Raw genomic sequence first — 23,395 nt, 5'->3', positions numbered from 1 at the left:
TATGAAAAATTTAAATCAAATGACTAAAAAACTAGCTTTACTGCTGCTCGCCATGACGGTTGTTTTTTCTTGTACAGATAAGTTAGAGGAGAATGATGGCCAGTTGGCAGCAGGTGATCTTGATTTTACCATTTCAGAAGATATGGTACTACCTCTTATTGGCGCTTATTCTGCCGTGTATTCGAGAGGATGGGAAGACCCGTTACTTATCGGTGTACGAGGGGATGATGTTAATGCAGGTGGATTAGGAGATCAACCGCAATTTGCAGATACAGATTTGTTCATTTACGATAATGGCTTTTGGATGTATAATCAAATTTGGGAGAATTTTTATGGTGATGCTGTAAGAATTGTGAGCTCACGCGAAACCATTCAAAATTATAAGGATTTTGCTGCGGATGAATATCTGGATCTTGCCGATCAATATATGGCCGAATGTAAGGTGTTGAATGCGTTTACACATTTTCAAATGTCTAGACTTTGGGGAGATATTTACATTATAAATTCCTCAGATATTTCTTCAGAATTGGAAAACGGCGTTGCTACCAAAATGGAAGTAATGCAATATATCTCAGATTTAATGGATGAAGCTATTCCTGATTTAGCGGATGCAAGACCTAACGAGAGAACAGACGTGCCTGGTGGTGTTACCAAGTATACGGCGTTAGCTCTTAAAGCTTTAGCCAATCTGGAAATGGAAAATTACCAAGGGGTTGCCGATGCCACTGGAGAAATTATTAACAGCAATAAATTTACACTTTATCCAGATTATTACGAACTTTTCAAAAAGCCTGGTGAACGAAGTGACGAGAATTTATTTGAGTTACAATTTTCAGACTACAATACAGAGTCTGGTGCTGTAAATAACCATTTGTACGCACCTTTCGGACCAACAGATTGGACACCAGCCGTATCTACTGCATCTGGAGGATGGGGTTTTTATGAGCCAAGTATGAAATATATTAAGTTTATGTTGGATCGTGGAGAAGAAACACGATTAGTAACTAGTGTGTGTTTTACGCCTAGAGGAATCGATGAAATTATGATGGATCCAGCGTATGCGACATTGCCAAGTTATATATCCAATGAAACTCCTGATGGTGATATTTTTAACGATTATCCAAGAGCGATGTTTGCTAGTGGGAAACATTACTTGCCTTCCAACCAATTAACACCAGGAAGAAATAGCTATGGCTCTAGTAAGAACTTTATCGTTATCCGATATGCTGAAATGTTATTGACTTATGCTGAAGCCCTTACACGAGGAGCTAGCGGAAATGGTATGACTGCAGATCAAGCTGTTAATATGGTGAGAACTAGAGTTGGTATGGCGCCATTATCGGGTGTAACGACCCAAGATGTCATGGATGAGAAATTTGCAGAGCTTGCCATGGAATGGGGTATTCGCTATTTCGACATGATTCGATTAAATGAGTATGATGAGTTGAGTTATGACGGACGAACGTTTACTTCCGAAGACGAACTTCTACCTTATCCACAGGCTCAAGTTGATTTGTTAGGATTAGAAAACAATTAAAAAAAAGACTAAGAATATGAAAACTATAAATACATACTTAATAGCGTTATTGGCATTGATATCAGTGTCCTCTTGTTACGAGGGCATTGATCCAATAACAGAGGTGGATCCTGGAGAAGATGCTGGAGCGCCTATTGTAAATATTATTTATCCAACAGAAGGTACTGAAATTACAGGCTTAGAACTTGTAGTACCAGTGACTTTTGAATTTGAAGTGGAGGATGATATCGAAATTCAATCCATTACCGTTAAATTAGATGGAACACAATTAATTACTTACAATGAATTTTTAGATTATCGTGTCTTTATTGAAGAATATACATATGATAGCTTGATGAGTGGTCAACATGTGTTAGAAATTTCTGCGACCGATATTGCTGGTAATACGACAGCATCAACCGTAAACTTTGAAAAAGCACCTCCATATGAGGCGTTATTCGCTGGAGAAATGTTTTACATGCCTTTTGATGGTACCTATACAGAATTGTTGAGTATTACGGATGCTGATGAAGTAGGATCTCCTGAATTTGCTGGAGAAGCCTTTTTAGGATCAAACGCGTTTAAAGCATCTGAAGACTCGTATCTCACATTCCCTTTTGATCCATCTATGGGAAGTAACTTTACAGGTGCCTTTTGGTACAAAGTTGATGCGTCGCCAGACCGATCTGGTATTTTAACAGTTGGAGACAATGCCGATGATAGATTTCAAGGATTTAGATTATTCAGAGAAGGAAATGCATCGGAGCAAAGAATTAAGCTAAACGTGGGAACTGGTTCTGGCGAAAGCTGGAATGATGGTGGTGTGATTGATGTAGCAGCAGGTGAATGGGTTCATGTGGCCTTTACAATCTCACCTTCTGAAACCGTAATTTATTTTAATGGATTACCAGTAAATACAGCAACACCATCCGGACCTGTTGATTGGACAGGTTGTAATGAGATTGTGATAGGAGCAGGTGGTCCAACATTTGATTATTGGGGACACAACTCAGATAACAGCTCAATGGATGAATTACGTTTATTTAACATCGCAATGTCACAATCTGAAATACAAAACATGATTAATGTGACAAATCCTTATGAGCCAATGTACGATGGAGAAACATTGTACATGCCTTTTGATGGGTCTAATGTTGATTTGTTAAGTCTATCTGAACCAACAGAGATTGGTACACCAGGATTTGCTGGTGAAAGTTATTTAGGTGGTAACGCTTATATGGCAACCGCAGATTCTTATTTAACCTATCCAATTGATGGTTTATTCGGTGATGACCAGTTTAGCGCAACATTTTGGTATAAAGTCAATGCAACTCCTGATAGATCTGGAATTTTAACAGTTGGTGATGATGCTGATGATCGTTTCCAAGGCTTCCGATTGTTTAGAGAAGGAAGCGCTACAGAACAACGTATCAAAGTGAATGTAGGTACAGGTGCTGGAGAAAGCTGGAATGATGGCGGTGTCATAGATGTTACGGCTGGCGAATGGATACATATCGCCTTGACAGTTTCGCCTACCGAAAGCAAAATATACTTTAACGGTGTTGAACAATTAACATCCTCGATGTCTTCCAGTGTAGATTGGACAGGCTGTAATGAAATTGTTATCGGAGCAGGTGGACCTACATTTGATTATTGGGGACATAACTCTGATAGTAGTGCGATGGATGAGCTTCGTTTATTCAATATAGCACTGTCAGAAGCCCAAATACAAGATATGCTTGATTAACAGTTATTCATATATTTATTAGAATTAGTCTCTTGCTTTAGCTGTGTTTATATTTTAAATGCAGCTAAAGTTTTTAAACCCATTACAAAATGAGTAATCCGCTTCAACAAAGGATGCAACTATTCATACTATTACTATGTTTGTTTCTGAGCATATCATCTTGTAAAAATAAATCTGAACCATTGGTTTTGGAAAACAATACTGATCGTAAAGTAAAGCTTACTGATAGTCAGTTACTAGATACCATTCAAAAGCAAACCTTCAATTATTTTTGGGAAGGCGCTGAACCAAACTCTGGATTAGCTCGAGAACGACTCCATATGGATGACGTGTATCCTACCTCTCCAAAAAACACCGTTACTACAGGAGGTAGTGGATTCGGGTTGATGGCAATCCTTGTTGGTGTTGAACGTGGGTTTATTACAAGAGAACAAGCCTTGGATCGCTATTTAAAAATTGTTAATTTTTTAGATAAGGCAGATCGTTTTCATGGTGCTTGGTCTCATTGGATTGATGGAGAGACAGGTAAAGTCTATCCTTTCGGTAAAAAAGATAATGGCGGTGATTTGGTGGAAACTGCTTTTCTTGTTCAAGGACTCCTAACCGTTTCAGAATATTTCAAAAATGGAAATGAGAAGGAACAAGAGCTTGTCGAAAAAATTGATAAACTTTGGAGAGAGGTAGAGTGGAGTTGGTATACAAAAAACAATGAGGACGTTTTATATTGGCATTGGTCTCCTGAATACGAATGGGAGATGGATTTTCCTGTTGGAGGCTATAACGAATGTTTGATAATGTACGTGCTGGCAGCAGCATCACCAACATATCCAATAGATAAAGACGTTTACGAAAAAGGTTGGGCTGGAGATGGCGATATTGTTTCAAAGGAGTCGTTTTATGATCTGCCGTTAGTACTAAATTATTACGAACATAGTGACGCTCCAATCGGACCACTGTTCTGGGCACATTATTCTTACCTTGGACTAAATCCGAATGGTCTCACCGATCAATATGCAGATTATTGGACTTTGACACAGAATCATGCACGGATTCATCATCGATATGCCGTTGATAATCCGAAAAATTTTAAAGGTTATGGCGATAGTCTCTGGGGACTTACCTCTAGTTATTCTATAAAGGGTTATGCTGGTCATAGACCTGGTGCAGATTTAGGTGTGATATCACCCACCGCAGCCTTGTCTTCTTTCCCTTATACACCAAAAGAAAGTATGAAGATGTTGCAATACCTTTATACGAAACAAGATTCGCTAATTGGTAAATATGGACCTTATGATGCTTTTAGCTTAGAGGATAATTGGTATGTATCAAGATATTTGGCTATTGATCAAGGACCAATTCCCGTGATGATTGAAAATTACAGAACAGGACTGCTATGGGATTTGTTTATGAAAAATGAACATGTGAAAACCGGATTGGATAAATTAGGTTTTGACGTAAAAAAATAAAATTACTATGAAAAATATATGTTTAGGATTAATCCTTTGTCTCCTTATAGTGAACTGTGGTTCGGATAATGGGCCAGGCTATCAAGAACCCTATAATCCCAATGGTGATGATGACCCTGTAGTTGTTGATCCTTTAACGGATACAGAAATTATGGATTTGACTCAAGAACGTACCTTTCGGTATTTTTGGGATTACGCTGAAACTAATTCTGGAGCGGCTAAAGAACGTTATCACCCTAACAATCCGTCATTAAATTCAAATGTGGTAACTACGGGAGGTAGTGGGTTTGGTCTAATGGCCATACTCGTTGGTATCGAAAGAAGTTATATCACTAGAGCTGAAGGCGTGCAAAGACTACAAACCATACTTGATTTTTTTGAGAATGCTGATCGCTTTCATGGTGCATGGTCTCATTGGATAGATGGTGGAACTGGTAATGTGATACCTTTCAGTCCTCAAGATAATGGTGGTGATCTTGTTGAAACTGCTTTTTTTGCACAAGGCCTTATTTGTGTGAAGGAATATTTTGAAAATGGCTCACAAGAAGAAATGGATTTAGCCGAACAAGCAGACCTTCTTTGGAAAGGTGTAGAGTGGGATTGGTATACACAAAATCAAAATAAACTATTCTGGCATTGGAGTCCTAACAATGGGTTTGCGATTAATTTGGAACTGAAAGGTTATAATGAAACCTTGATTGCATTTATTTTAGGGGCAGCATCGCCTGATCATGCCATTCCAACTGACGCCTATCATCAAGGATGGGCAAGTAATGGAAATATTGTAACGGCTGAAACCCAATATAATACACCTTTAGTTTTGGATCATGCAGGTTCAGGTACAGGACCTTTGTTTTGGGCACACTATTCGTATTTGGGTTTAGATCCTACTAATCTCAGTGATCAGTATGCCAATTATTGGACCTTGAATAAAAACCACACAGAAATCAATTATGACTATTGTGTTGATAATCCTTTAAATCATTTCCGATATGATACTGACTGTTGGGGATTAACAGCAAGCTATTCTCGAAATGAAGATGGCTCCATTGGATATATGGCGCATAAGCCAGGAGAGGATATTGGGGTTATTTCGCCTACAGCAGCCATTAGTTCGATACCATATACACCACAGAAGTCGTTAGCAGCGATGCACTTTTTCTATAGTAAGAATGATATTTTATTGGGTCCTGCCGGATTTTATGATGCGTTTAGTCCTAAGTACGATTATTGGGTGGCAGAAGCCTATTTAGCTATCGATCAAGGACCACAAATTATCATGATTGAAAATTATAGAAGCGGTCTATTGTGGAATCTATTTATGCAAAATGAGGATGTTCAAAATGGATTGAATGCTCTCGGATTTAATTATTAAAATTATTGGATATGAAATGTAACGTATGGATGCTACTGTTAGTTTTTGGTTTTACCTTAGGTTCAAAAGCGCAGTCTGATTCTTTTTCCAAAGAACAATTGATTGTACAATCAGATACATTAAACTATCGTCTTCTACTTCCGAAGAATTTTGACAAATCAAAAACGTATCCACTGGTCTTGTTTTTGCACGGTGCCGGAGAACGAGGTAGTGATAATCAATCACAGTTAGTACATGGAAGCAAGCTATTTTTAGATGATATGAATAGGGGAGCTTTCCCAGCAATCGTTGTTTTTCCGCAATGTCCTAAAAATGATTATTGGTCGAATGCCACCGTCGATAGAAGTTCCTATCCCATTTCTTTGAAATTTCCACTAAATGATCCTCCAACAACCGCTTTGAATTTAGTAATGCAACTTGTTGATGATTATTTGAACCAGCCATATGTGGATACTAATAAGGTGTTTGTAGGTGGGCTTTCCATGGGTGGTATGGGAACTTTTGAAATATTATACAGGAAGCCAACCACCTTTGCGGCAGCATTTGCCATTTGTGGAGGAGGCAATCCTGAGACTGTTAAAAGTTATGCTACCAACACAGACTTATGGGTGTTCCACGGTGCCAAGGATAATGTTGTAGATCCTCAATTATCAGTTGATATGATCAGTGCATATTTAAAGGCAGGTGGTAAACCAAATTTCACGATATACGCAGATGATAACCACAATAGTTGGGATTCAACATTCGCTGAACCTGAATTACTAACTTGGCTATTTTCAAAATCAAAATAACATTTAAAATGAGAAAACTAACCATACCAATATTACTAGTTGTTGCGCTAATCGTGATGTCTTGCAATTCTGACCAAAAAGACGAGATGTCTGTTTCAGAAACTAAAAAAACGTCTAAAGCATCAACTTCAAATTCCTATGCGAAACAAGTAGATTCCATTTTAGACTTAATGACATTGGAGGAAAAATTAGGGCAACTCAATTTACCTTCATCAGGAGATATTACGACAGGACAAGCACAAAGTTCTGATATTGCAAAAAAGATTGAAGAAGGGAAAGTTGGAGGGCTTTTCAATATTAAAACAGTAGCTAAAATAAAAGCTGTTCAAAAGATAGCCGTTGAAAAAAGTCGGTTAGGAATTCCATTGATTTTTGGTATGGATGTGATTCATGGTTATAAATCCACCTTTCCGATTCCCTTAGGATTGTCGTCTTCATGGGATATGGAGATGATTGAAAAAACAGCGCGCATAGCTGCAATTGAAGCTAGTGCTGATGGGATTAACTGGACCTTTTCTCCAATGGTCGATATTTCAAGAGATCCACGTTGGGGTCGTGTCTCTGAAGGCAATGGTGAAGATCCTTATCTCGGAAGTCAAATATCAAGAGCCATGGTAAGAGGTTATCAGCAAGATGACTTATCAGCAAATAACACTTTGATGTCATGTGTAAAGCATTTTGCACTTTATGGAGCTCCAGAAGCAGGTAGAGACTACAATACGGTAGATATGAGTCGTATCCGAATGTATAACGAATATTTAGCGCCTTATAAAGCAGCCGTGAATGAAGGCGTCGGATCAGTTATGGCATCGTTCAATGAAATTGATGGTATTCCAGCTACTGGAAATAAATGGTTGCTAACAGATCTTCTGAGAGAAGATTGGGGCTTTGATGGCTTTGTTGTTACCGATTATACGGGCATTAATGAAATGATGGCTCATGGTATGGGTGATCTTCAACAAGTATCTGCCATGGCATTAAATGCTGGTGTGGATATGGATATGGTAGGTGAAGGACTGTTAACCACATTGAAAAAATCTCTGGAGGATGGTACCATTACTATGGATGCTGTTGATACCGCTGTGAAACGCATTTTAACTGCGAAATATCAATTGGGTCTTTTTGAAGATCCTTATCGATATTGTGATGAAAATAGAGCAGAATCTGAGGTGTTTACACCAGAACATAAAGCATTCGCTCGAAAAGTAGCTGCTGAATCTATGGTTTTGTTAAAAAATGAAGAACAGTTGTTACCACTAAAAAAATCAGGAACTATTGCTTTAGTAGGTCCGTTAGCGAACACAAGTGTGAATATGGCTGGTACTTGGAGTGTGGCGACAGATCAAGAAAAGTCGAATTCCTTTTTGGATGGCTTAAAGCAAATAGTTGGAGAAAAAGCTAATATATTATATGCCAAAGGGAGTAATTTGGATTATGATTTAGCATTGGAAAAGCGTGCGACCATGTTTGGTAAAGATATTCCACGCGATGGTAGAAGCGACCAACAACTATTGGATGAGGCTTTAGCGATTGCTAAAAAGTCCGATGTCATTTTAGCGGCTATTGGAGAGTCTGCAGAATTCAGTGGAGAAAGTAGTAGTCGTACAGACCTTGGCATTCCTCAAGTTCAAAAGGATTTATTAAATGCCTTGCTCAAAACAGGCAAGCCTGTAGTTTTAGTGTTATTTACGGGTAGACCCTTAGTGTTGGTTGAAGAAAACGAGAACGTACCAGCTATTTTGAATGTTTGGTTCCCAGGGAGTGAAGCAGGTTTAGCCATTTCAGATGTCCTGTTTGGAGATGTCAACCCGTCAGGAAAATTAACGGCCACATTTCCTAGAAATGTCGGACAAGTTCCAATCTTCTATAATCATAAAAATACAGGGCGACCCATTGGTAATTCTGAAGGGAAATTTGAAAAATTTAAAAGTAACTATTTAGATGTCAGGAACGAGCCTCTATACCCATTTGGCTATGGCTTGAGCTACACGACTTTTGACTATAGTAATCTTACATTGAGCACTACTAATATGAACATGGATGGTGAAATTAAGGTGTCTGTGGATGTCACGAACTCTGGAAACTATGATGGGAAAGAAGTCGTGCAATTATATATAAGAGACCTAGTGGGCTCGGTTACGAGACCTGTGCGTGAACTTAAGGGATTTCAAAAAGTTGACATCAAAAAAGGAGAAACAAAAACCATTGATTTCAAATTGACAACTGAAGATTTAAAGTTTTATAATTCAAGCCTAGATTTTGTTGCAGAACCAGGAACATTTCAAGTGTTTGTAGGATCAGATTCTAATGCGCCATTGACTAAGGAGTTTAAATTTAGCAAATAATAATTAGTGACGTGAAAACTAGATCAGTATTTTTTTATATCAGTTTTGCTTTAGTCACAGTATTTGGCTTTGCACAAAACTATGAAGCCAAGGTAGATTCTCTAATGAACCTTATGACCCTTCAAGAAAAAATAGGGCAAACGGTGATGTATAGTGGTCATTGGGATCAAACAGGTCCTATTATTGGTACAGATAACGGTAAATATATCCGTGAAGGCCATATGGGTGCTATGTTAAATGCGATGTCGGTTAAAGGCACTCGCGATTTACAAAAACTAGCTATGGAAGAGTCACGTTTAGGAATTCCATTATTGTTTGGTTATGATGTGATTCACGGCCACCGAACCATTTTCCCCATTAACTTAGGGTTATCGGCTAGTTGGGATTTGAGAATGATTGAGGAAAGTGCTCGGATTGCTGCTGAAGAAGCCTCCGCAGAAGGCATTCATTGGACGTTTGCTCCTATGGTGGATATTTCAAGAGAACCACGTTGGGGACGAATTTCCGAAGGTGCTGGTGAGGATGTGTATTTAGGAAGTGAGATCGCGAAAGCCTATGTTAAAGGTTTCCAAGGTGAAGACTTATCACAACCAAATACCATATTGGCTTGTGCGAAACATTATGTCGCTTACGGAGCGCCTCAAGCCGGACGTGACTATCATACAGTCAATATGGGTGAAGGTGAATTGCGAAATGTCTATTTGCCTCCATTTAAAGCGACGGTCGATGCAGGTGTTGAAACCTTTATGTCGGCTTTCAATGAACTTAATGGCATACCTACATCAGGCAATCAATTTACCCTTCGTGATATCCTAAGAGGAGAATGGGGTTTTGAAGGCTTTGTTGTTTCCGATTATACCTCAATCAATGAAATGATACCACACGGCTTTGCTAAGGATAGTATTGATGCAGCGAGATTAGGGATGAATGCAGGTGTAGATATGGATATGATGGGTCATGTCTATCGATTGCACCTTGAACAATTAGTTGAGGAGGGAAAGGTCTCTGAAGCCTACATAAACGATGCTTGCCGACGTATATTATTAGCGAAATTTAAGTTAGGTTTATTTGATGATCCCTATCGCTATATTAATAAGGAACGTGAAAACACTACAAAATACAAACCTGAATTTTTACAAAAAGCAAGAGACATAGCTGCAGCCTCCTCAGTACTGCTACAAAATAAAAAACAAGCATTACCTCTGTCGAAAAATACGAAAAGCATTGCATTTATTGGACCTTTGGTGAAAGATGAATATGACATCATAGGTAATTGGGCTGCTAAAGGTGATCGAAATGGAAAAGCGGTGAGCGTTTTTGAAGGTATTTCAGAATATTTGAACCCTGAGCAAATATTATATGCGAAAGGCTGTGATATTCTTGATACTGACGATTCTGGTTTTGCTGAAGCTATTTCAGTCTCAAAAAAAGCAGACGCAATTGTACTGGTGATGGGTGAAGGACACCACATGAGTGGTGAAGCTGCTTCAAGAACCAGTTTAAAAATTCCTGGTGTGCAACCTGAATTAATTGCTAAAATACGGGAGGCAAACCCTAATAAAAAAATCACTTTAGTTTTAATGAATGGTCGCCCTTTAAACCTTTCTTCTGAAGTTGCTTTAGTGGATGCGATACTCGAAGTCTGGTTTCCAGGGACTATGGGAGGTGCAGGAACGGCTGATGTCTTATTTGGAGTTTATAATCCATCAGGCAAATTAACCGTGACTTTTCCTCGAAATGTAGGTCAAGTACCTATTTATTACAATATGAAGAATACGGGAAGACCCATTCCTGATTCCAATCCAAAGGAAGATTATAAAAGTAACTATATAGATGTACCGAACACACCATTGTTTTATTTTGGTCACGGTCTGAGTTATACCACTTTTGAGTATTCAGATTTAAAATTATCTTCAGAAAGTATCGGTTTTTCAGAAACCTTAACGGCTTCTGTCAACATTACTAATTCAGGTAATTACGACGGTTATGAAGTAGTACAATTGTACATTCATGATAAAGTGGCTAGTGTTACTAGACCTGTGAAAGAATTAAAAGGGTTTCAGAAAATATTTTTGAAAAAGGGTGAAACTAAGGAAGTTGTCTTTACGATTTCTGCTGCCGATTTAAAATTCTATAATCATAAAATGATATATGGTGTTGAACCAGGTGTTTTTGAGATAGCCATTACACCAAGTTCTGATTTTAAATTTAAAAACACCTTTACCTTAAAAGATTAATAGCTAACTATGCCACACCTGATGAATAAATTGATTGGTCTTTCCTTGTTTGTCTGTGTGGCTTTTTCTCTTCAAATTTTCTCACAGCAAAAAACCATTAATTCTGGTTGGCAATATTCTGAAGATAAAACGAATTGGGAATCAGTAAATATTCCGCATTCTTGGAATAAGCTAGACGCATTTGATGATCAACCAGGTTATCGTCGAGGCTTAGGGTACTACAAAAAAATGATTTTCATTCAGGATGAGCAGAAAAATCATGTACATTATCTAAAATTCAATGCAGTCAATCAAGAAGCGACAGTTCGTGTTAACGGACAGATAGTAGGTAATCATAAAGGTGGCTATACCGCATTTAATTTTGAGCTTACCAACTTTTTGAAATTTGGTAGTTACAATTTGATTGAAGTGACGGTAGATAATTCTCACAATCTCGATATTCCGCCATTGGATGCCGATTTCACCTTCTATGGTGGGATATATCGCGATGTCGAATTAATAGCTTTACCAAAACAGCATTTTAGCTTGGATGATTATGCTTCTGAAGGTTTCTATGTCAATTATCTGGATATATCTGATAGAAGCGCGAACATTGAAGTGGAAGCTATTTTGAAAAATGTAGCATTAGTCCATACTCCAACAAATTTAAACCTCGTCTTATTAGATCACAAAGGTGATGTTGTTACATCAAGAACAGAAACTCTTGAATTGCCCGCTGAGGAAACAACCACTTTCAAAGTAAAATTACCGCAAATTGAGAATCCGAAACTTTGGTCTCCAGAAACACCAAATTTGTACCAATTGGAATTAACACTTACCACAGAAGACGGACATGTTTTAGATGCAAAATCAACTAATATTGGATTCCGTTGGGCTTTTGTTGATCCTGAAAAAGGCTTCTTTTTAAATGGTAAACCTATCAAATTAATAGGTGTTAATAGACATCAAGACTTTCAAGGTTATGCTAACGCTGTACCAACTGCACTTCAAAAAAAAGATATGGAACTCATTAAGAATATGGGTGCCAATATTATAAGATTCGCTCATTATCCGCATGCTCGAGAACTTTATGATTTGTGTGATAAACTAGGTATTATCGTATGGACTGAAATTCCAATCGTAAATAAGGTAACAGACTCTAAGGCTTATTTTGAAACCTGTATGACCATGCAAAAAGAGCATATCAAACAACATTATAATTATCCTTCTGTAATCATGTTTGGTTATATGAACGAGATTTTCCTAAGGATGGCCTTTGACAAGTCTTCTGAAGCAGCTAAGACCAAGTTAAAAGCTACTACATTAGAACTAGCGAACCAACTTGAGGATGTAACTCGGCAATTAGCACCAAACCATATCACAGTCATGGCTTGTCATTTAAATGAGGTTTACAATGAAACAGGTATTGCAGATCTTCCAATGCTTCTCGGTTGGAACCTTTATTTTGGTTGGTATGATGCTGAAATCTCAGATTTAGGAACATTTCTAGACGATCAACATCAACGTTTTCCAAAGAGATCTTTATTGTTGTCGGAATATGGTCCAGGAGCAGATGTTCGAATTTTTACCAGAACTCCGAAAAAATTTGATTTTTCAACGGATTATCAGTTCAAATTACATCAATCGTATTTTCAACAGATTACAGACCGACCATTTATGACTGGTATGACCGCTTGGAACTTTGCCGATTTTGGTTCTGAATTTCGTGGTGATGCAATTCCGCATGTCAATCAAAAAGGATTGGTTCGCTATGATCGCACACCCAAAGATATCTATTATTGGTACAAATCGGTTTTAGTAAAAGATGAGAAATTTATACACCTAGCAGTAAATCATTTAAATGGTATGACTTTATTAGGAAACGATAGTTTCCCTGTTAAAATGATATCTAATTTAAATGAAGCGCAGGTCTTCCTTAACGGACAGTTATTAGAAAAAGTAGTGTTCAACAATGGCGTAGCAGAAGTAGATGTTCCTTTTGTGAATGGTAAGAATATCTTACATATTGAAAGTGGCGTTTATTCCGTTGAAAAAAGTCTAGAAATTTCAAGATTGGAGCAATTACATTTTAAAGACTTCAAGCAATTGGGTATTAATGTGGGTGCTCATTTTTATTTTAAAGACCCAGAACGTCAAACCACTTTTGTTCCAGATCAAGCTTATGAAAAGGGATGGTTTGGCTATGAAAACGGAACACCTTTTGGAATGACAAAAGCCAAAAATCAAGGAATTCCGCATAATATTAAAAATACAACTTCGGAACCGTTGTTTCAAACCATGTTAGAAGGGGTGACTCGTTATAAGGTAGATCTACCAGCTGGCTATTATAAGGTGTCATTGTTTTTTGTGGAACCTCAAATAAAACCCACTGAAAATATTTATAATTTATCGAAAGACGAAGTAGACCATACCAAAACGCAACGTATTTTTAATGTGCTACTGAACGAAAGCATCGTTGAAGAACAATTCAATTTGGCAAGAGCATATCCAGAAAAGTATGGCGTCACACTTACGTCAAATATACGAGTTAACGATGACGAAGGACTCACGATATCCTTAAATCCAATTGTAGGACCACCAGTATTGAGTGGTATTTTAATAGAAAAAATAAATTAGATGAAACAAATTTTAATAGTGATAACATTCATGATGACTTCCTTTTTATGGTCACAGGAGAAAGCAACCTACACCTATGCTATCAAAGGGAATGACACTTTGAAGTTAGATGTTTATACGCCCAAAAAACTTAAGAATGCTGAAAGACTACCAGTGTTATTGTGGATGCATGGCGGAGGCTTTTCAGTCGGAAGCAGGGATTATATAGACGATGAAAAATTAGTTCAGTATGTAGCGAAAGAACAGAATTATATTGGAATATCTATATCTTATAGATTATTGCGAAAAGGAACAAAGACAGGGTTTGGTTGTGATTGCACCAAAGATGAAAAACTAGAGACTTTTAAACAGGCCGTCATAGATTATATGGATGCTGCTAAGTATGTTGTAGCGAATGCTGAATCACTTCAGATTGATACCACAAAGATTATTGCTGGTGGAAGCAGTGCAGGTGCTGAAGGCATATTGAATGCCGTTTTTCTACGCGAGTATTTTGTAAGCAATGCTGAAGACTATAAGGATGTCTCGTTTGCTGGAGTATTCTCATGCGCAGGTGCAGTAGTGGATGCGAGTTATATTTCAGAAGAAAACGCAGTGCCTTCTGTTCTTTACCACGGAACTAAAGATCAACTAGTGCCATTTGGGAATGCACCACATCATTATTGTGAGCCTACAAGAGATGGTTTTATATTCTTGGATGGATCAGAGATCATTGCTCAAAAGTTAGAGGCTTATGAAACTGCTTTTTATTTCAATATTGTAAAGGAAGCCAGACATGAAATTTCGGCCATTCCTTTTTCGGATTTGGATAAAGTATTTCAGTTTTTTGATCGAACGGTGCTTCATGATGAGGTCATTCAAACAAGAATAATAAAAACGAAAAAGTAATGAGGTATTTTATAGTTATAGGGTTAAGTCTTTTAGTACTCCTGTCATGTAAAAAGGAGGCAAAGCCATCAGAAGTGGCGACCGTCACAAAACGTCCTAATATCATTTACATCATGGCCGATGACCATGCAGAGCAAGCGATTAGTGCTTATGGTCATCCTATCAGCCAATTAGCGCCAACACCAAATATCGATCGGATTGCCAAGGAAGGCGCTTTGTTCAAAAACAATTTTTGTACCAACTCTATTTGCGGTCCTAGTCGAGCGGTTGTATTAACAGGGAAATTTAGTCATGTCAATGGTTTTCGAATGAATGGTAATCGTTTTGATGGGAGTCAGCAAACCTTTCCGAAGCTACTCCAAAAAGCAGGTTATCAAACGGCTATGATTGGAAAATGGCATTTACATGGTAACCCTGAAGGCTTTGATTATTGGAATATTTTGCAAGATCAAGGGAATTATTATAATCCAGATTTTATTTCTTTAAATCCTGAGACTAAGAGTGCTGATACCACTAGAATTGAAGGATATGCTACCGATATCATTACAGAAGAAGGGCTTTCCTATCTCAAAAGTGTCAAAGATTCTGATAAGCCGTTTATGCTCATGTTGCAGCATAAAGCACCTCACAGAAATTGGATGCCAGCATTGCGTCATGCCAATAGATTTGATTCTATTAATTTCCCCTTACCGGATACTTACTTTACAAATCACGATGGTTCTTTAGGGTCTAAAGAGCAATTACAAACCATTTACAAAGACATGTATGAAGGACATGATCTAAAAATGACGAAAGAGAAAGGAAGGCCGGAATTAGCTTGGAACCCATGGAAAACGGATTTTGAGAGAATGACACCAGAACAACGTGCGGCTTGGGATGCAGCTTATAAAGCTAAAAATGATGCATTTCACGAGGCGAATTTGTCAGGGAAAGCTTTAGCAGAATGGAAAGGACAACGATATCTTCAAGAGTATTTGGCGACTATTGTTTCGGTAGATGAAGGTGTTGGTAGAGTTTTAGATTATTTAGAAGCCAATGGTTTAGCCGAAAATACGATAGTTGTGTATACGACAGATCAAGGATTTTATTTAGGTGAAAAGGGCTGGTTTGATAAACGTTATATGTACGAGGAATCTTTAGCCATGCCGTTGTTGGTGAAATATCCGCAAGCCATAAAACCAGGAACCGTGATTGAAGATTTAACCCAAAACCTCGATTTTGCCGAAACGTTTTTGGATTATGCTCAGGTAGAAATACCTCAAGATATGCAAGGGAAATCACTGCGACCATTACTAGAAAGTACTTCTAAGAAGAACGAAAATTTTAGGGATGCTGTCTATTATCATTACTATGACTATCCTGCATTTCATATGGTAAAAAAGCATTATGGTATCAGAACCAAACGCTATAAATTGATGCATTTTTATGATGATATTGATGCATGGGAGTTGTATGATTTAGAGGAAGATCCGAAGGAAATCCATAATCAAATCGATAATCCTGAGTATGATGACATCGAAACACAATTGAGAGCAGATTTGATGGCGTTGCAAAAACAGTATGACGTCACCAACCAAGAATTTGAACAAGCGCCTAAAGACAAAGTTGAGCGTGCTTATAAACAATTTGAACGCTTACGAGGACATTCAGGAACATCTTATGACCCACAAACTGATAAAGACACAAAATTATAAGCTAAAAATCGTTGGAAAAATAAAATTCGAAAAGATGAAAAAACTATTACTAAGTCTGGCAATACTATCAGTTTTAGCTTGTGATAAAGACCAAAAGCAACAGACAGATGTACCTAAAACTTCAACGGAAAATACCGTTGAAAAGGTGTATAATGAAACGTATTGTAATCCATTAGACATCGATTACACTTACATGGTGTATAATTCTAGCAGAAATCAATCCTATCGTTCTGGTGCAGATCCTGCGGTAATCGAGTTTAAAGGTGAATACTATATGTTTGTCACACGATCGTTTGGTTATTGGCATTCTAAAGATTTAGTGAATTGGGATTTTATCAAACCCCAACAATGGTTTTTTGAGGGAAGTAATGCACCTACCGCTTTCAATTATAAAGACTCTTTAGTGTACTTTGCTGGTGATCCAGCTGGTTATGGTAGTATTCTCTACACCGATGACCCTAAAAAAGGGACTTGGAAGCCAACAGCGTCTATCTCAACAAATATTCAGGATTCGGAATTATTCATTGATGATGACGGACAAACGTATTTGTATTGGGGATCTTCTAATTTACATCCTTTACGTGTAAAAATGTTGAATAAAGACGACCGCTTTTTAGAGACAGGTGTTAAAAAGGAATTAATAAACCTTAATGAGGAAACTCATGGGTGGGAGCGTTTTGGGGAAAATAATTTTCATCCAACTTTAAAAGAGGGCTATATGGAAGGTGCTTCTATGACAAAACATAACGGCAAATATTATTTGCAATATGCAGCACCTGGTACGCAGTTTAACGTATATGCCGATGGTGTTTATATTGGGGACTCGCCTCTTGGTCCCTTCACCTATATGAAGAACAATCCTATGAGTTTCAAACCTGGCGGATTTACAAATGGTGCTGGTCACGGAATTACAGTGCAACAAACCAATGGACAATATTGGCATTTTGCCACGATGGCACTGGCATCCAATGCCCAATGGGAACGGCGTTTATGTATGTTTCCTACGTATTTTGATGATGATGGCTTAATGTATAGCAACACCGCCTATGGTGATTATCCGCGTTTTGGTCCTAGTCATTCTACAAAAGCTGGCGAACATAACGGTTGGATGTTATTATCATACAAAGGTGATGTTACAGTCTCAAGCTCCTTAAAACAAGTGATGAAATTTACATCTAATAATGATGAAGTGGAAGTCAATGAATTGCCACTTGAAAAAAATTCAGAAGGTCTTATTACCTCCAAGGTTCTTACCGATGAAAATCCAAAAACGTTTTGGGTAGCAGAAGCCAATAATAATGAACAATGGATGACCATTGAAATGCAAAATTCGGGAAAAATTCATGCATTTCAACTGAATTTTCACGATTATGAATCTGGTATTTATACACGTACTGAAGGATTGAAGCATCAATTTACAATTGAAGTTTCAGCAGATGGGAAGAATTGGCAAACTATTGTAGATAGAAGTGACAGCGAAATTGATGCACCAAATGCTTACATTGTTTTAGATCAACCTATCGAAGCCAAGTTTGTACGGTACAATAACATCAAGGTGCCTGGAGCTAATTTTGCGATGTCTGAGTTTCGGGTATTCGGTTTAGGATTAGGAAACCCTCCAAGTATGGTAAAAGGGTTTCAAGTAGATCGTCAAACTGATCGTCGTGACGCTTCTTTCTCTTGGGAACCAGTAGAAGGTGCTCAAGGTTATAACATTCGTTGGGGAATTGCGGCAGATAAGCTCTATCAATCATGGTTAGTCTATGATAAAAATGAACACTTTATGCGTTGTTTAGATCGAGACACGCCTTATTATTTTACTATTGAAGCCTTTAATGCCAATGGCATTTCTGAAAAAAGTGATATCTTATTCATTAAATAAGACAGACATATTATGAAACTATTAATAGCAGTTTGCTTTTTTGTGTCGACTATAAGTATGGCACAGACATACAAAATAATGTCTTACAACATCAAATTAGATTACCCAAAGAAAGGTGAAAATAGTTGGACAAACAGAAAGAATTTCCTAACAAACCAAATTAAATTTCATGAACCTGATGTTTTAGGTGTTCAGGAGGCAATGCCGAATCAAATGACAGATTTGGATAGCCTTTTGGTGACGTATAGTTTTGTAGGAGTTGGTCGTGATGATGGCAACGATGAAGGTGAGTATTCCGCTTTGTTTTATAAAACTGAGAAGTTTGAAATAGTCACCTCAGGGACGTTCTGGCTTTCTGAAACACCAGAGCTAGTGTCCATGGGTTGGGATGCTGTTTGCCATAGAATTTGTACATATGCCTTGTTGAAAGATCGTAAAACCAACAAAAGGTTTTGGGTTTTTAATACCCATTTTGATCATGTTGGGACAGAGGCTAGAAAAGAAAGTGCTCAATTAATACTTGAGAAGATCAACGCCATGAATAATCAAGATGATCCTATTATACTGACTGGCGACTTTAACATGGAACCAACACATGAGAGTATCAATAGCTTAAAAAACAAGTTGCATGACTCTAAAGAAATAGCAACAATCCAGTTTGGACCTGAAGGGACTTTCAATGGATTTCATTTTGATCAGCCTGTTTCTCGTCGCATTGATTACATTTTTGTGAGTGACGATGTAACGGTAGATAAGTATGCGGTTTTGAGTGATAATTGGAATTTAAAGTATCCATCAGACCATTTTCCTGTCATTGTCGCTTTGAAGTTTTAATTGGCTTTATTTTTTATGAACCTTTTGAATTAGTAAGGACAATCCTTATTTTTTCTATTTGAATGACCTACTTTTTTTTTAAAGAAGATAAATACCTTTGAAAAAAAAGGTTGAGAAATTGTCTGATCATAGAGAACGATGCAAAAACGATTAAGTCTATCAAGGCTACCTTATTGGACTTTCCAGAATTCACCTATGTTATTATCAGTCCGAAATATGAAGATGCTTTAAATGAAATCCTAAGAGCAAACTATGATCTGGTATTTTTGACTATTGATAATGATGCTGTGTTTTTAACAGATTTAGCCAACAATCTTCGGCAGTATAGTTCTAAAATGCCTGAATTGGTTGCCATGTCAACTTCTAAAAATTTGGCTTATGAAGCTTTCCAAAATGACTTTTTTGATTACCTGTTAAAACCGATGACAGAATTAAACATTAGAAAGTGTTTGTTAAAGTATCAAAAAAGATTTCCTAGTGCAGAGGAGCATACAATTTGCCTCAAATCCTACAAAGATTACCAGTATTTAGATACCAAGGAGATTTTGTTTTTAAAGGCAGATAATAATGCTACGGATTTTTACATGAGTGATGGTTCGGTGGTTTGTGCGTTCAAGACGCTTAAGACTTTTGAAAATTTGTTACCCAAAAATTTCATGAGAATCCATAAAAGTTATATCATAAATAGGAACTGTATTAATCGCATTCAATACGGCAAAAACATCTGTTTTACGAAAGACAACGAACATAAAATACCATTCACTAAAACGTTTATTGATAATATTGATGCCATTAATGGATTGCTTTCTAAGAATACCATTGTTACGCTTAATTGATTTGCCTATCAGAAATATTGGTTTTACTAGTAGACTAAGGTGTTTTACTAAAATCACCTTACGTTCACCCTTACAAACTTAAAATATGTATAATTTTATTCTTGAATATTCGTCAGTGGATAACTTTTTATTCGCTGTTCATTGTGCACAATTTTAATCCCTGACTGTTAAAATACAGTTCAGCAAATCTATTTGTATAAACTTAAAATTATGTATTATGAAAAATGTGAAAACTCTTTTTAGCCTGTTATTAGCTGTATTTTTAATGACTTCTTGCACAAATACAGATCTTGATGAAGATTACGAGCCTACGAATGTTGAGAATGTTCAAGCAACTGGTGATGAACAAGATGTCGATGATGGTACAGGTAAAGACTAAGATAATTATAAGCCTTTGACTTTTTTGTCAAGGGCTTTTTTTAAATTTGTGCAATTAAAACCAATTCTAGGTGTATCAATTACAATGGTATCAGTTTTTGCTGCTTTATGTCCTTCTGTTTGTTCAATCATGCCATCATGACAAGGATATTCAAGTAGAAACAAATCAGCCTAAAATTGATAGTATTCAATATTGGATCAACGCTTCAAAAGACCGCTCTTTAACCCCAGAACAAAAACATTTACAAATTGACAAAGCTTATAAGGCTTTAGCAAATACTGATGATTCATTAAAGCATGCTTTTTTGAGTGATATCGCTTATTGTTATTTTAAGTTTAAGGATACAACAAAATTTAAAAAGGTTAATCAAGAAGCTTTAGAGATTGCACAGGCCCTAAAAGACACTTTATCTATAGCTGATATTCATTGGAGTTATGCCGATTTTTATAATAAAAATGAAAAGTATTCAAATGCTTTTTATCATTATAATACCGCCTATAATTATTTTAGTAAAAAAGGCGTCGATTATGAGACTGGAAGGATGTTATACGCTATGTCTTATATCAAAGGTCGTTTTAAGGATTACTCAGGTAGTGAAGTTTTGAACATTAAGGCTATTGATAAATTTAAACGGATAAAGAACTACAAATATCTTTATATATCCTATAATCATTTGGCTGTGCTACAAAATGATATTGATGAATATGATAGATCACTCCTTTATCATGAAATGGCTATGGAGTATCTAGACAAGTTAGACGATAAGTCGAGTTTTATTAGCACGAGTTTAAATAATATTGGTTCGGTATACTTACAAAAAAAGAACTATCAAAAAGCCTTGGTTTATTTTCAACAGGCACTCAAGGAAACCCAATCTCTAGAGGACAAAGCTCGAATTATAGATAACATCGCCTATGTCGAATTATTAAGTGAGAAAGATCCTGATCTGACCTTTGTTGAAAATCAGATGCTGAGAGCACTTCATATAAGAGATAGCCTAGATAATAAGTCGGGCGTTGTAGTCAGCCAGAAACATTTAGGCGAGTATTATTTAAAAACAGGGGACACTGCAAAAGCTCATGTCTTTATTCATAATGCCAATAAAACAGCTAAGAGTATTAAGAATAGTCGAGATTACTTATCCACTTTACAATTACTTGCCAAAGTTGATCAACGAAAATCACAACTGTATCTGAATGAATATATTAGATACAATGATAGTTTAAAAAAGGTGGAGTGGCAACTTCAAAATAAATTTACAAGAATTGCTTATGAGACAGACGAATATATAGAAGAAACCAAACGCTTGTCTCAACAAAGAATATGGATCAGTGTGGCAGCACTTGGGTCTATTTTGATTTTGACGCTACTGTTCTATATAAGGGTTCAGAAATCAAAAAATGAAAGGCTCATCATGGAAGGTGAACAGCAAAAGGCGAATGAACAAGTTTATTTACTTTCCTTACGGCAGCAATCAAAATTAGAAGAGGAACGTATAAAAGAAAGAAATCGAATTTCAGAGGAGTTACATGACGGAATTCTCGGTCGATTATTTGGCGCTCGAATGGGCTTAGGGTTTTTGGAATTGAAGGGAAATGATGAAGCATTGCAAAGGCATGAAACGCTAATGGCGGAACTACAGGATATTGAGAAGGAGATAAGAGAGGTTTCTCACAGACTGCATAATAATTCAAAAACATCACAAATAAATTTCGAGTCCATTCTTAATAAATTATTGCAAAATAAAAGTAAAATTGGTGATTTTTCCTTTACCTTAAGAATTGATGATAATTTTTCCTGGGAGCATATGAGCGATTTTGTTAAAGTTAACCTATATCGTATCATTCAAGAATCGTTACAAAATATTATAAGGCATGCAAAAGCGACGCATGTAAATATTCAGTTTTGGAATGAAAATGATCAAATAAAGTTGATTATAGAAGATGATGGAATAGGGTTTAATAACAAGAAAGTGAAAAAAGGAATAGGCTTAAAGAATATACAATCGCGAGTTCATAAATTAAATGGGCAACTTCATGTGAAGTCCATTCCAGACAAGGGTACAAAAATTAGCATTGAACTACCAATTAAACCTATATAGTATGAAAAAATCAGAATATAATGTGGTCATTATTGATGATCACCCACTCATATCAGAAGCATATAAGAGTGCACTTGATTTAGTTTCTACAAATAATAGTAATGTTAACTTTAATATTACGGTCGTTGAAAATTGTGACGACGCCAATCAACTAATCATTGATTCAGTGTCCCAAAAAAAGATCTTTGACCTGGTTTTTTTAGATATTCGTTTACCTCCATCCAAAGACGGAAAGTTACTTTCAGGTGAAGACTTAGGTTTGAAAATTAATCATTTAATGCCTGATTCAAAAATTATTATTGCTACCACTTTGAACGATAACTATCGAATACATGCACTATTAAAAAACATCAATCCAGATGGGTTTTTAACTAAAAACGACATGACACCCAAAGAGTTGGTTTTAGCTATTGAAACCATCTTGAATGATCCACCATATTACAGTAAAACCATCGTAAAATTATTACGTCATGAGGTGTCAAACGATTTTATCTTAGACGACATTGATCGAAGGATTCTTTATGAATTGTCAATGGGCTCGCGTATGAAGGACTTGCCAAATATTGTCCACTTATCCATTGCAGGTATCGAAAAACGTAAAAGACATCTTAAGCAAATATTTGATGCTATTGGTCCAGAAGATAAAGAACTTATAAGTAAAGCAAGAGATAAGGGTTTTATATAATAG

At 36.8% G+C, this 23,395-nt stretch carries 16 protein-coding genes; all 16 read left to right on the top strand.

Features of this window, described 5'->3' with window-relative positions; genetic code table 11:
• The first annotated feature begins 1 nt into the window (after window position 1).
• The 16 genes from ACU8DI_RS01665 (at window position 2) to ACU8DI_RS01590 (ending at window position 23,392) form a co-directional block, all read left to right on the top strand.
• Window positions 2-1,537: a RagB/SusD family nutrient uptake outer membrane protein gene (locus ACU8DI_RS01665; protein ID WP_447110993.1), complete on the top strand. Its 1,536-nt coding sequence runs from the start codon at window positions 2-4 to the stop codon at window positions 1,535-1,537.
• A gap of 16 nt (window positions 1,538-1,553) precedes the next feature.
• Window positions 1,554-3,263 carry a LamG-like jellyroll fold domain-containing protein gene (locus tag ACU8DI_RS01660; protein WP_447110992.1) on the top strand — a complete coding sequence of 570 codons (1,710 nt, stop codon included), beginning with the start codon at window positions 1,554-1,556 and terminating at the stop codon, window positions 3,261-3,263.
• Window positions 3,264-3,376: 113 nt separating this feature from the next.
• On the top strand, window positions 3,377-4,729 hold the full coding sequence (locus ACU8DI_RS01655) for a glucoamylase family protein (RefSeq protein ID WP_447111559.1): 1,353 nt from the start codon (window positions 3,377-3,379) through the stop codon (window positions 4,727-4,729).
• A 7-nt stretch (window positions 4,730-4,736) separates the two neighbouring features.
• Window positions 4,737-6,104, top strand: coding sequence for a glucoamylase family protein (locus tag ACU8DI_RS01650; protein ID WP_447110991.1), 1,368 nt, complete (start codon window positions 4,737-4,739; stop codon window positions 6,102-6,104).
• Window positions 6,105-6,115: 11 nt separating this feature from the next.
• Window positions 6,116-6,895, top strand: coding sequence for a carboxylesterase family protein (locus ACU8DI_RS01645; protein WP_447110990.1), 780 nt, complete (start codon window positions 6,116-6,118; stop codon window positions 6,893-6,895).
• An 8-nt stretch (window positions 6,896-6,903) separates the two neighbouring features.
• Window positions 6,904-9,240, top strand: coding sequence for a beta-glucosidase BglX (gene bglX / locus ACU8DI_RS01640; RefSeq protein ID WP_447110989.1), 2,337 nt, complete (start codon window positions 6,904-6,906; stop codon window positions 9,238-9,240).
• An 11-nt stretch (window positions 9,241-9,251) separates the two neighbouring features.
• Entirely contained in the window at window positions 9,252-11,477 is a 2,226-nt protein-coding gene (locus tag ACU8DI_RS01635; protein ID WP_447110988.1) for a glycoside hydrolase family 3 N-terminal domain-containing protein, read from the top strand.
• 9 nt (window positions 11,478-11,486) lie between these two features.
• Window positions 11,487-14,093, top strand: a complete 2,607-nt coding sequence (locus tag ACU8DI_RS01630; protein ID WP_447110987.1) for a glycoside hydrolase family 2 TIM barrel-domain containing protein — start codon at window positions 11,487-11,489, stop codon at window positions 14,091-14,093.
• Window positions 14,094-14,981: an alpha/beta hydrolase gene (locus ACU8DI_RS01625; protein WP_447110986.1), complete on the top strand. Its 888-nt coding sequence runs from the start codon at window positions 14,094-14,096 to the stop codon at window positions 14,979-14,981.
• Window positions 14,981-16,675 (top strand): sulfatase family protein, encoded by a 1,695-nt coding sequence (locus tag ACU8DI_RS01620; RefSeq protein WP_447110985.1) that lies wholly within the window; start codon window positions 14,981-14,983, stop codon window positions 16,673-16,675. The genes ACU8DI_RS01625 and ACU8DI_RS01620 overlap by 1 nt, the downstream gene beginning before the upstream one ends.
• A gap of 34 nt (window positions 16,676-16,709) precedes the next feature.
• Window positions 16,710-18,557, top strand: a complete 1,848-nt coding sequence (locus ACU8DI_RS01615) for a family 43 glycosylhydrolase (protein WP_447110984.1) — start codon at window positions 16,710-16,712, stop codon at window positions 18,555-18,557.
• Between the two features lie 12 nt (window positions 18,558-18,569).
• Window positions 18,570-19,391, top strand: coding sequence for an endonuclease/exonuclease/phosphatase family protein (locus ACU8DI_RS01610; RefSeq protein ID WP_447110983.1), 822 nt, complete (start codon window positions 18,570-18,572; stop codon window positions 19,389-19,391).
• A gap of 110 nt (window positions 19,392-19,501) precedes the next feature.
• Complete coding sequence (locus ACU8DI_RS01605; RefSeq protein WP_447110982.1) at window positions 19,502-20,227, top strand: LytR/AlgR family response regulator transcription factor; 726 nt, start codon at window positions 19,502-19,504, stop codon at window positions 20,225-20,227.
• A 217-nt stretch (window positions 20,228-20,444) separates the two neighbouring features.
• Entirely contained in the window at window positions 20,445-20,606 is a 162-nt protein-coding gene (locus ACU8DI_RS01600; RefSeq protein WP_447110981.1) for a hypothetical protein, read from the top strand.
• 70 nt (window positions 20,607-20,676) lie between these two features.
• Complete coding sequence (locus ACU8DI_RS01595) at window positions 20,677-22,707, top strand: ATP-binding protein (protein ID WP_447110980.1); 2,031 nt, start codon at window positions 20,677-20,679, stop codon at window positions 22,705-22,707.
• A gap of 1 nt (window position 22,708) precedes the next feature.
• Window positions 22,709-23,392: a response regulator gene (locus ACU8DI_RS01590; protein WP_447110979.1), complete on the top strand. Its 684-nt coding sequence runs from the start codon at window positions 22,709-22,711 to the stop codon at window positions 23,390-23,392.
• Window positions 23,393-23,395: the final 3 nt, after the last annotated feature.

The organism is Psychroserpens sp. BH13MA-6 (assembly GCF_052983595.1).
Note: the sequence above shows the minus strand (reverse complement) of the source record. Positions and strands in the feature narration are given on the sequence as shown.

What these genes read in the sequence shown, in the direction of transcription:
- ACU8DI_RS01665 (WP_447110993.1), top strand. Translation starts at nt 2, where the DNA reads ATGAAAAATTTAAATCAAATGACTAAAAAACTAGCTTTACTGCTGCTC.
- ACU8DI_RS01660 (WP_447110992.1), top strand. Translation starts at nt 1,554, where the DNA reads ATGAAAACTATAAATACATACTTAATAGCGTTATTGGCATTGATATCA.
- ACU8DI_RS01655 (WP_447111559.1), top strand. Translation starts at nt 3,377, where the DNA reads ATGCAACTATTCATACTATTACTATGTTTGTTTCTGAGCATATCATCT.
- ACU8DI_RS01650 (WP_447110991.1), top strand. Translation starts at nt 4,737, where the DNA reads ATGAAAAATATATGTTTAGGATTAATCCTTTGTCTCCTTATAGTGAAC.
- ACU8DI_RS01645 (WP_447110990.1), top strand. Translation starts at nt 6,116, where the DNA reads ATGAAATGTAACGTATGGATGCTACTGTTAGTTTTTGGTTTTACCTTA.
- bglX (WP_447110989.1), top strand. Translation starts at nt 6,904, where the DNA reads ATGAGAAAACTAACCATACCAATATTACTAGTTGTTGCGCTAATCGTG.
- ACU8DI_RS01630 (WP_447110987.1), top strand. Translation starts at nt 11,487, where the DNA reads ATGCCACACCTGATGAATAAATTGATTGGTCTTTCCTTGTTTGTCTGT.
- ACU8DI_RS01625 (WP_447110986.1), top strand. Translation starts at nt 14,094, where the DNA reads ATGAAACAAATTTTAATAGTGATAACATTCATGATGACTTCCTTTTTA.
- ACU8DI_RS01620 (WP_447110985.1), top strand. Translation starts at nt 14,981, where the DNA reads ATGAGGTATTTTATAGTTATAGGGTTAAGTCTTTTAGTACTCCTGTCA.
- ACU8DI_RS01615 (WP_447110984.1), top strand. Translation starts at nt 16,710, where the DNA reads ATGAAAAAACTATTACTAAGTCTGGCAATACTATCAGTTTTAGCTTGT.
- ACU8DI_RS01610 (WP_447110983.1), top strand. Translation starts at nt 18,570, where the DNA reads ATGAAACTATTAATAGCAGTTTGCTTTTTTGTGTCGACTATAAGTATG.
- ACU8DI_RS01600 (WP_447110981.1), top strand. Translation starts at nt 20,445, where the DNA reads ATGAAAAATGTGAAAACTCTTTTTAGCCTGTTATTAGCTGTATTTTTA.
- ACU8DI_RS01590 (WP_447110979.1), top strand. Translation starts at nt 22,709, where the DNA reads ATGAAAAAATCAGAATATAATGTGGTCATTATTGATGATCACCCACTC.